Origin of the sequence: Rhizobacter sp. Root1238 (genome assembly GCF_001425825.1) — a bacterium.
In the GTDB taxonomy this organism is placed as follows: Bacteria; Pseudomonadota; Gammaproteobacteria; order Burkholderiales; family Burkholderiaceae_C; genus Rhizobacter.
Genome location: NZ_LMDM01000030.1, coordinates 44,119 through 52,646 on the forward strand (window position 1 = coordinate 44,119; position 8,528 = coordinate 52,646).

General features: G+C 69.5%; 7 protein-coding genes. 4 read left to right on the top strand and 3 right to left on the bottom strand.

Going from position 1 to position 8,528, the window contains the following annotated elements; all coding sequences use genetic code 11:
- Positions 1-3: 3 nt before the first annotated feature.
- From ASC98_RS20865 to ASC98_RS20875, 3 genes are all read right to left on the bottom strand, one after another.
- The gene (locus tag ASC98_RS20865) at positions 4-1,707 is read right to left on the bottom strand and encodes a PepSY domain-containing protein (RefSeq protein WP_056813954.1); all 1,704 of its coding nucleotides are present in this window, start codon (positions 1,705-1,707) and stop codon (positions 4-6) included.
- A gap of 20 nt (positions 1,708-1,727) precedes the next feature.
- Positions 1,728-2,012 carry a hypothetical protein gene (locus tag ASC98_RS20870; RefSeq protein WP_056813938.1) on the bottom strand — a complete coding sequence of 95 codons (285 nt, stop codon included), beginning with the start codon at positions 2,010-2,012 and terminating at the stop codon, positions 1,728-1,730.
- Between the two features lie 75 nt (positions 2,013-2,087).
- The gene (locus tag ASC98_RS20875; RefSeq protein ID WP_162249307.1) at positions 2,088-4,856 is read right to left on the bottom strand and encodes a TonB-dependent receptor; all 2,769 of its coding nucleotides are present in this window, start codon (positions 4,854-4,856) and stop codon (positions 2,088-2,090) included.
- A gap of 217 nt (positions 4,857-5,073) precedes the next feature.
- On the opposite strand from ASC98_RS20875, the gene ASC98_RS20880 reads away from it, so the two are divergent.
- From ASC98_RS20880 to ASC98_RS20895, 4 genes are all read left to right on the top strand, one after another.
- Positions 5,074-6,033 carry a LysR family transcriptional regulator gene (locus ASC98_RS20880; RefSeq protein WP_056813944.1) on the top strand — a complete coding sequence of 320 codons (960 nt, stop codon included), beginning with the start codon at positions 5,074-5,076 and terminating at the stop codon, positions 6,031-6,033.
- Positions 6,034-6,149: 116 nt separating this feature from the next.
- On the top strand, positions 6,150-6,932 hold the full coding sequence (locus tag ASC98_RS20885) for an SDR family oxidoreductase (protein WP_056813947.1): 783 nt from the start codon (positions 6,150-6,152) through the stop codon (positions 6,930-6,932).
- Positions 6,933-6,951: 19 nt separating this feature from the next.
- Positions 6,952-7,797, top strand: coding sequence for a PA4780 family RIO1-like protein kinase (locus ASC98_RS20890; protein WP_056813949.1), 846 nt, complete (start codon positions 6,952-6,954; stop codon positions 7,795-7,797).
- On the top strand, positions 7,794-8,402 hold the full coding sequence (locus tag ASC98_RS20895; protein ID WP_056813952.1) for a DUF938 domain-containing protein: 609 nt from the start codon (positions 7,794-7,796) through the stop codon (positions 8,400-8,402). Before ASC98_RS20890 ends, ASC98_RS20895 begins: the two co-directional genes overlap by 4 nt.
- Positions 8,403-8,528 lie beyond the last annotated feature (126 nt).

Here is an 8,528-nt window from a genome sequence, read left to right on the forward strand (position 1 = left end):
CCCTTAGGCATTCGCGGTCTCCGCATCGTCCGGGGTCCCTGGCCGGCTCTCGGCGACGGCCACGCCCGCACCTGCACCTGCACCTGCACCTGCACGGCGCCGCAGCGCGACAGCGGCCGACGCGGCGATCGCGCCCGCCACCAGCAGCGCGAGATCGAGCCCGGCCACCGGCCAATAGCGCTCGCCGAGCGTCTTGACGAGGTGGTCGCCGGTCGTGGCCCAGTTCAACGCGACCGCCGCGAACGCGAGCGCCGCCACGGCCATGCACTGCTCCGCCCAGGCCGGCGACAGGCGGGCATCGCGCACCGGCGCGCTGCGCCACAGCGCATGCGCGGCCGCCAGCACCCAGGCGCCCCAGAACGCGGCCTTCTCCCAGTCGCCGCGCTGCGCCAGGTCGGCCGGCAGCAGCCGGTTGGCGACCAGGATCGCGAGCGCCGCGACCAGCATGCCGGTCACCGTGGCGACCGCCACCGCATCGGCCCAGCGCGCGCCGCCGACCTCCGCTTTCGCATGCTGGCGCTTGCGCTTCTCGACGAAGAAGATGAAGCCGGTGGCGATGCAGATGCAGCCCATCAGCCCGCCGAACACGTAGAACCAGCGCAGCAGCCAGTGCTCGAAATGCTGCAGGTGCAGCCCGGTCAGGAAGTCGTTGACGCTGGCCACCGCGCTCGGCGGCGGCTCCTCGAGCAGCACGCGGCCGGTGCTGCCTTCGAAGTGGATCGGCTGGCCGACCAGCGTCACGCGGTCGCTGCCGGCGCGGTACAGCGTGACGGTGCTGTTGCGGTCGCCGACGTGGTTCACGTACAGGTAGCCGACCTCGCCCGGCATGCCGCGCGCGGCCCAGCGGCGCTTCGCCTCGATCACCATCGCGTCGACCGATGCGAGCGGCGCCTGCACGCCGGCCGGCTTGAAGGGCAGGCCCTTGGCCGTCGCCTCGGCCATCGCGGCCGCGACCGCCTGCGGTTTCAGCAGCGTCTCGGAGACCGGCAGGTAGATGCTCGCGAACACCGTCAGCCCGGTCAGCGCGAACATGAAGTGGAAGGGCAGCGCGACCACGCCGGTCAGGTTGTGCAGGTCGAGCGTGCTGCGCTGCACGTGCTTGCGCGGGCGGAACGTGAACAGCTCGCGGAACAGCCGGCGGTGGATCACCACGCCCGACACCAGCGCCGCCAGCATCACCAGCGCCGCGAAGCCGACGATCCAGTACCCGAGGTCCTTCCAGGTCAGGTTCAGCCCGTAGTGCATCGGGTAGAAGAACTCGCTGCCGATCTTCAGCTGGTCGTCGGGCAGCAGCCGGCCGTTGCGCGGGTCGATCGTCACGTGGCCGTGCACGTGGTCGTCGGGGTCGCTCGGGTTGTTCGGCACCGCGTACTCGGCGTACAGCGACAGCACCGGGTCGCGGTGCGTCGTGTAGGCGCCCCAGTTCATCGGCGCGAGCGTCTTCGGCAGCGGGCCGCTGACACGCTTCGCGGCCGCCTGCAGCTCGTCGGCTTCGGGCGCCATGCGCGCGAAGATCGGCGCGAGCATCGTGTCGAACGACGACATCGGCTGCGGCGCGAAGCGCGTCTCGGGGATCGCCCAGCGGTCGATCTCGCGGTCGAACACCGACAACGAGCCGAAGAAGAACACGACGATCAGCACATAGCCGAGCACCAGGCCGAACCATGTGTGCAGCCAGGTCATCGACAGGCGAAAGGTGGGGAACATGGTGTGCTTCCTCGGGCTTCTCAGGCGGCCGGCAGCCGCGTCATCCACCAGCCGAGTCCGGTCATCGCCGCGCCGCCGCCGAACAGCACGAGCCACACGCGTGCCGTGCTCGCGGCCGCGAACGACCAGCAGAACACGACGAGGTAGACGAGGAACGCGACCAGGTAGAGCAACGTCCGCGCATCGGCATACGGCATGCCGGCGGCGAGCGCCAGCGCGATGCCGAGCATCACGAAGCCCCAGGTGAACGACCATCCGCCGAGCACGCCGGCGGCGACGCGGGAGACGATCTGGAGTGTGCGCATCGGCCTGGATTGTTGAGAATGATTCTCAACATTATCCATGAAGAGCGGCGCCCTCCCGGGCGCCGCCATGCGCACTTACTTGAACTGGTAGCTCACCGACGCGTAATAGAAGCGCCCGCGCGGATCGGCGAACGATGCCGCGTAGCCGGTGGCATGCGAGCCGTACGACGCGACCGCGGTGAACGGCGGCTCCTCGTCGAACAGGTTGCGCACGCCCAGGCGCACCGAGAAGTCCTTCAGCCCGGTGTAGACGCCCGACAGGTTCCAGCGGCTCGAGTCCTTCACGTGGTATTCCTGGTGCACGCCGACGTTGGCGTCGACCAGGTCGGCCGATTCGGTCCAGCCCTTCACGAACACGTTCTCCAGCGTCGCGCCCCAGCTGTCGCGCTGCAGGTCGATGCTGAACGAATGCTGCCAGCGCGGGTGCGGCTGCACGCTGCCGCCGTCGCCGGCGGTGCCGGCGTAGTCCGTCATCGGGCCGTCCTTGTAGGCCTGGCGCTTCCAGGTGTCGACGTAGGTGCCGTTCAATGCGACCGTCAGCTTGCCGACCGAAGGCAGCGCCCAGCGCGTCGTCACGTCGAGGTCGATGCCCGAGGTGCGCAGGTCACCCAGGTTCTCGACCGGCGTGTCGATGTAGCTGATGTAGCCGTCGGCGGTGCGGTGGATGCGGTTGCCGAACTTCGCCAGCAGCCCGGGCTCGGTCAGGATCGCGTCGCCGGTGACCACGCTGATCTGGTCGGTCTTCTTGATCAGCCACCAGTCGAGCGAGGTCGACAGCCACTTCACCGGCTCCAGCACGATGCCGGCCGAGAACTGCTTCGACTTCTCGGCCTTCAGGTCGCTCGACGACGAGAAGCGCTCGTTGAACTGGCTCTCGCAGCGCGCGTCGCCGGCGATCGGGCAGGCCGGGTCCTTCAGCGAGTTGGCGGTGTTGGTCATCGACGGCGGGCTGTTCACGTCCCACAGCGACGGTGCGCGAAACCCGGTGCCGGCGGACGTGCGCAACAGCACCTCGCGCGCCGGCTGCCAGCGCAGGCTGGCACGCGGGTTGAAGCTGGATCCGAAGTCGCTGTAGCGGTCGTAGCGGGCTGCGAGGCCGGCTTCCCAGCCTGTCGCGAACGGCGCGGTGACCTCGGTGAACACCGCGATCACGTTGCGGCTGGCGCGCGTCTCGGGCACCGTGCCCTCGCCGCCGATGTGCAGGCCCTGGCGGTACTCGTCGTTGACCGGCGTGTCCTTGGCCTGCTCGTGGCGGAGGTCGAAGCCGAAGGCGGCCGCGAGCTGGCCGCCCGGCAGCGCCATGAACTCGCGGCTGGCCTTGCCGTCGAGCACCGTGGTCGTGCTGGTGGACTCGCGCATCTTGCCTTCGAGCAGCGTCGAGCGCAGCAGCGCCTCGCCGGCCGCGTCGCTGGGGCCGAAGGGATTGATCTGGCCGGTGCCCAGCGCGGCGATGAACCTGGGTTCGCTGATGTAGCCGAAGTAGCTCAGCGAGCCCTTGCCGCGGGCGATCGTCAGTGCCGAGTCGTAGTCCCAGCCCTGCGCCGTGCCCTTGAGGCCGGCCACCGCGCGCATCTGCTCGTTGACGTTGTCGTTGATGCGGTTGCCCACCGGCACGGCCCGCATCGAGACCTCGGCCATGCCGGTGGCCGGCGCGGCGTAGCCCAGCGTGGCCAGCAGCGCGGCCGGGTAGTAGGGGCTGGTGACCGGGATCGAGAAGCTCGGGTAGCTCGCGGTGTCGGGGTTCAGGTGCCCCGCGGTGGAGTCGATCGGCACCGGCGCGACGCGTCCGATGTTGTGGTTGCGTGCGTACGAGGCTTCGGCGAAGAGCTCGTTCTGCGGATCCAGGCGCAGCGTGAAGCGGCCGAACAGGTCGCCCTTGGTCTGGTCGGGCAGGTTGTCGAGCGTGGCCGAGTAGATGAAGCGGCAGGCCTGCTTCGGCTGCCCGTTCGGCGTGGTGCCCGAGGTCGTCACGACGGTGAACTTCGGATCGCAGGGCGCGAAGTTCGGGTCGTCGAAGCCGTTGGTGCCGCGGTACGCGCCGGGGCTGATGCCGAAGTCGACCAGCCGGCCCGGAAAGCCGCGGCCCGAGGTCGGCGGCGCGGAACCGGGGATCTCGCTGACGCCGCGGTTGTAGTAGCCCTGGTCGATCGCACGGATGCGGGTGTTGTCCTGGTAGTTCGCGGTGAACAGGAGGTTGTAGCCGTCGCTCGACAGGTCGCCCTGGCCGTAGGCGAGGCTCAGGCCGCTTTCCTTGCCGCCCACGTTGGCCTGCGTGTCGCCGTAGCGCACCGTCAGCTGGCCGCTGGTGTAGTCGCGTCGCGTGATGAAGTTGATGACGCCGCCGACCGCATCGGTGCCGTACACCGCCGATGCACCATCGCGCAGCACCTCGATGCGCTCCAGCGCGGCGAACGGGATGCTGTTCAGGTCGACCGACACCGTGCCGCCGATGCTGCCGAACGGGTGGTTCGCAAGCCGCCGGCCGTTCAGCAGCACGAGCGTCGAGTTGGCACCGAGCCCGCGCATGTTGGCGTTCGAGGTCGCGTAGCCGGCGCCCTGGGTGGTGTCGGACTGCAGCCCGGTGCTGGCCGACACCCGCTGCAGCAGCGCCTCGACATTGGTCGCGCCGCTGCGCTCGATCTGCTCCTTGGTGATCACCGTGACCGGCAGCGCGGTCTCCGATTCGACACGCCGGATCGACGAGCCGGTGATTTCGACGCGTTCCAGTCGCTGTTGTGTCGAGGACGTCGCGTCCTGTGCGACAGCCTGCTGCGCGCCTGACAAGGCCATGCCGCTGCCGAAGGCCGCCGCGATGGCCCGGCGGACCCTGGTTGTTCTCTGCATGTGATCCCTCCTTCTTGGGTTGCGAGCGGGAACGGTGATCCGCGCGCCTTGCTCAAGGGCGCCCGGTGTGGCCGGCGCAGGCCGGACCGGGAGAACCGTCGGTGAGAGCAAGAAGAAGACCAACGGTAACGCACCATGTCGTTCCGTTCCGCCGGGGACCGGGCATCGGAAACCCGCTGATCGAAAACCCCGGGTGCTGCTGCGGTAGGCTCGTGGCATGGACGAACTGCGAGCGTTGTCGACTTTCGTGCGGGTGGCCGAGCTGGGCAGCTTCAACCAGGCCGCGCAGGCTCAGGCCACGACGCCGCAAGCGGTCAGCAAGACCATCCGCCAGCTCGAGCAGCACCTGGGCGTGCGCCTGTTCCACCGCACGACGCGCAAGAACTCGCTGACCGAAGAAGGCGAGCGGCTGCTGCATTCGGCGCGGCCGAACCTCGACGGGCTGGTCGATGCGCTGACGCGCGCGCGCAGTGCCGCGCGCAACGACGAAGGGATGGTGCGGGTCAGCGCCGCCGGCGCGACGGCGCGCAAGGTGCTGGTGCCGATGCTGGCGGATTTCCAGGCGCAGCACCCGGCGATCCAGGTCGACCTGCTGCTCGAGGACCGGTTCACCGACCTGGTCGGCGAGCGCATCGACGTCGGCTTCCGCGCCGGCAGCGCGCCCGATGCGCAGGTCATCGCGCGCCGGCTGTTCACGGTCCAGCAGATCGCCTGCGCGTCGCCGGCCTACCTGGCCCGGCACCCGGCGCCCCAGCAGCTGCAGGACCTGCTGCAGCACCGCTGCACCGCGTACCGCCAGCCGGGCACCGGCCGGCCGATGCCGTGGGAGTTCGAGGTCGACGGCAGCACGGTGTTCCAGCATGTGACGGCGGTGCTGTGCAGCAGCGAACCCGAGGCCGATTGCCTGGCGGTGCTGGCCGGCATCGGCCTCGGCCAGGTCGACAGCATCAACGCCGCGGCCGCGTTGCGCGACGGCCGGCTGGTGCCGGTGCTGACGGATCACGTCAGCGAGCGCATGGGGCTCTACCTGTACTACGCGCAGCGTGCCGACATGCCGGGCCGGGTGCGCCGCTTCATCGACTTCAGCACCGCGTGGCTGCGCGACAGCCGGCAGTTCTCGATCGCGCCGGCAGAACTGCGTTCGCTGACGCGGCGCGTGCGCAGGGCGCGCCGCTGATTCGAAACCGACGGTTGTCAAAGTAACGGCTTTGGTGGACTACCCGGGTTGGGATTGGATTCCTACAGTGCGGTCCATGCGTCGCCGTCGCGGCGCTCAACCCAAGGACGAATCCCATGACCATCGCATCGAACCCCTTCGCTTCCCAACTGGCCGGCCGCGTCGCGGTCGTCACCGGCGCCTCGAGCGGCATCGGCCGTGCATCGGCATTGCTGTTGGCCTCGCGCGGTGCCAAGGTCGCGGTGCTGGCACGCCGCAAGGAGGCCCTCGACGGGCTGGTGGCCGAGATCGCCGCGGCCGGCGGCGAGGCCATCGCGGTGCCGGTCGACGTGACCGACCAGGCCTCGGTGGCCGCCGCTGCGGCGCGGGTCGCATCGGCCTGGGGCCGGGCCGACCTGGTCTTCAACAACGCCGGCGTGATGCTGCCGGGTGCGATCGCCGAGGGCAAGCTCGGCGAGTGGGAGCAGCAGATCGACCTGAACGTGACCGGCGTGATGCGCGTGATCCATGCCTTCGTGCCGCAGCTGGTGCAGGCCGCGGCCGAAGGCGCGACGGTCGACCTGGTCAACACCTCGTCGATCGCCGGCCAGTACCTCTACCCGTACTTCGCCGTCTACACCGCGACCAAGGCCTATGTGAGCCACCTGACGCGACACCTGCGCATCGAGCTCGGGCCGAAGAACATCCGTGTGTCGATGATCGAGCCGGGCATCGTCGCGACCGAGCTGCAGGGCCACGTGACCTTCCAGGGCGCGAAGGACTGGCTGGCCGGTGCCGAGAAGACGATGGAGTTCCTGCAGCCGGAGAACGTGGCGGAGAGCGTCGGCTTCATCGTTGCGCAGCCGAAGCACGTGAACCTGCAGCAGGTGGTGATCATGCCGACGAAGCAGGGGATCTGAATGGCCTGAAAATGGCCTGATGAAAATACCCGCCCGCCTGCAGAACCTGGTTGCCGAAGGTTTGATCGACAGCGTCGTCCGCCAGCTCAAGAGCGGCAAGGAAGCCGATGTGTACGTCGTGCGCTGCGGCGACGAGACCTGCGCCGCGAAGATCTACAAGGAGGCGCACAAGCGCAGCTTCCGGCAGGCGGTGGACTACACCGAGAACCGCAAGGTGCGCAACAGCCGCCAGGCGCGTGCGATGGCCAAGGGCACGGCGTTCGGCCGCGAGCAGCAGGAGGCTGCGTGGCAGAGCGCCGAGGTCGACGCGCTGTACCGGCTGGCGGCGGCTGGCGTGCGCGTTCCGAAGCCGCACAATTTTCTCGACGGCGTGCTGTTGATGGAGCTGGTGGCCGACGAGCGGGGCGATGCCGCGCCGCGCCTGAACGACCTGCAGTTCAGCGAAGCGCAGGCGCTGCAGCACCATGCGACGCTGATCGACGAGGTGGTGCGCATGCTGTGCGCCGGCGTGATCCACGGCGACCTGTCGGAGTTCAACATCCTGCTGGCGGCGGACGGCCCGGTGATCATCGACCTGCCGCAGGCGGTGGATGCGGCCGGCAACAACCACGCGCCGCGCATGCTGATGCGCGATGTCGACAACCTGCGCAACTTCTTCGGGCGCTTCGCGCCCAGCCTGCTGGGCACGCGGTACGGTCCGGAGATGTGGTCGTTGTATGCCGGCGGGCTGCTGGTGCCGGGCATGGCGCTGACCGGCCGCTACGAGCAGCGGGCCGGTGCGGTGGACCTGTCGGGCGTGCTGCGCGAGATCGAGGATGCGCGATTGGAAGAAGCGGCGCGCGTGCTGCGGATGAGCGCCCCATGAGCGCCGATCCGCGTCGACACAGTCCCGCCGCCGAACGCAACCGTGCGGCCATCCTGGCCGAGCTGCAACGCCTGCTGCCGCCGCAAGGGCTGCTGCTGGAGATCGCCAGTGGCACCGGCCAGCATGCGGCGCACTGCAGTCCCGGGCTGCCGGGGTGGCAGTGGCAGCCGAGCGATTTCAATGCCGAGACGCTGCCGTCGATCGGCACATGGTGCGCGGGTATCGACAACGTGCGCACGCCGCTGCAGCTCGATGTGCTGTCGCCCGAGTGGCCCGGTGTGCCGGCGCAGGTCGATGCCGTCTTCTGCGCCAACATGATCCACGCCGCGCCGTGGGAATGCTGTGGCGGGCTGATGCGCGGCGCGGCGCGGCACCTGTCGCCGCAAGGGGTGCTGATCACGTATGGGCCGTATCTCGAGGATGGCGTGCCGACATCGCCGGGCAACCTGGGCTTCGATGTCGACCTGCGCATGCGCAACGCCGGGTGGGGGCTGCGCCGGCGTGAAGATGTCGAACGCGAGGCGGCGCAGGCCGGGCTGGTGCTGCGGGAGCGGGTGGCGATGCCAGCGAACAACCTGCTGTTGGTTTGGTGCGCTGCGGGTTGAGCTTGGGTGTCTTGTGCGAGCAAAGGCGCGGGTGGGGAGGCTGTGGCGCGCCGTCGGGGGCGGTCCTCGGCCCCCCGGGGGCCGAGGACTTCCCTCCGCTGGCTGGCTTCATGGCCCGTCGCCGAA

Bases quoted from the DNA above. Each gene is read 5' to 3' on its own strand.
- ASC98_RS20870 (WP_056813938.1), bottom strand. From the start codon at position 2,012: ATGCGCACACTCCAGATCGTCTCCCGCGTCGCCGCCGGCGTGCTCGGC.
- ASC98_RS20890 (WP_056813949.1), top strand. From the start codon at position 6,952: ATGAAAATACCCGCCCGCCTGCAGAACCTGGTTGCCGAAGGTTTGATC.
- ASC98_RS20885 (WP_056813947.1), top strand. From the start codon at position 6,150: ATGACCATCGCATCGAACCCCTTCGCTTCCCAACTGGCCGGCCGCGTC.
- ASC98_RS20880 (WP_056813944.1), top strand. From the start codon at position 5,074: ATGGACGAACTGCGAGCGTTGTCGACTTTCGTGCGGGTGGCCGAGCTG.
- ASC98_RS20865 (WP_056813954.1), bottom strand. From the start codon at position 1,707: ATGTTCCCCACCTTTCGCCTGTCGATGACCTGGCTGCACACATGGTTC.
- ASC98_RS20895 (WP_056813952.1), top strand. From the start codon at position 7,794: ATGAGCGCCGATCCGCGTCGACACAGTCCCGCCGCCGAACGCAACCGT.
- ASC98_RS20875 (WP_162249307.1), bottom strand. From the start codon at position 4,856: ATGCAGAGAACAACCAGGGTCCGCCGGGCCATCGCGGCGGCCTTCGGC.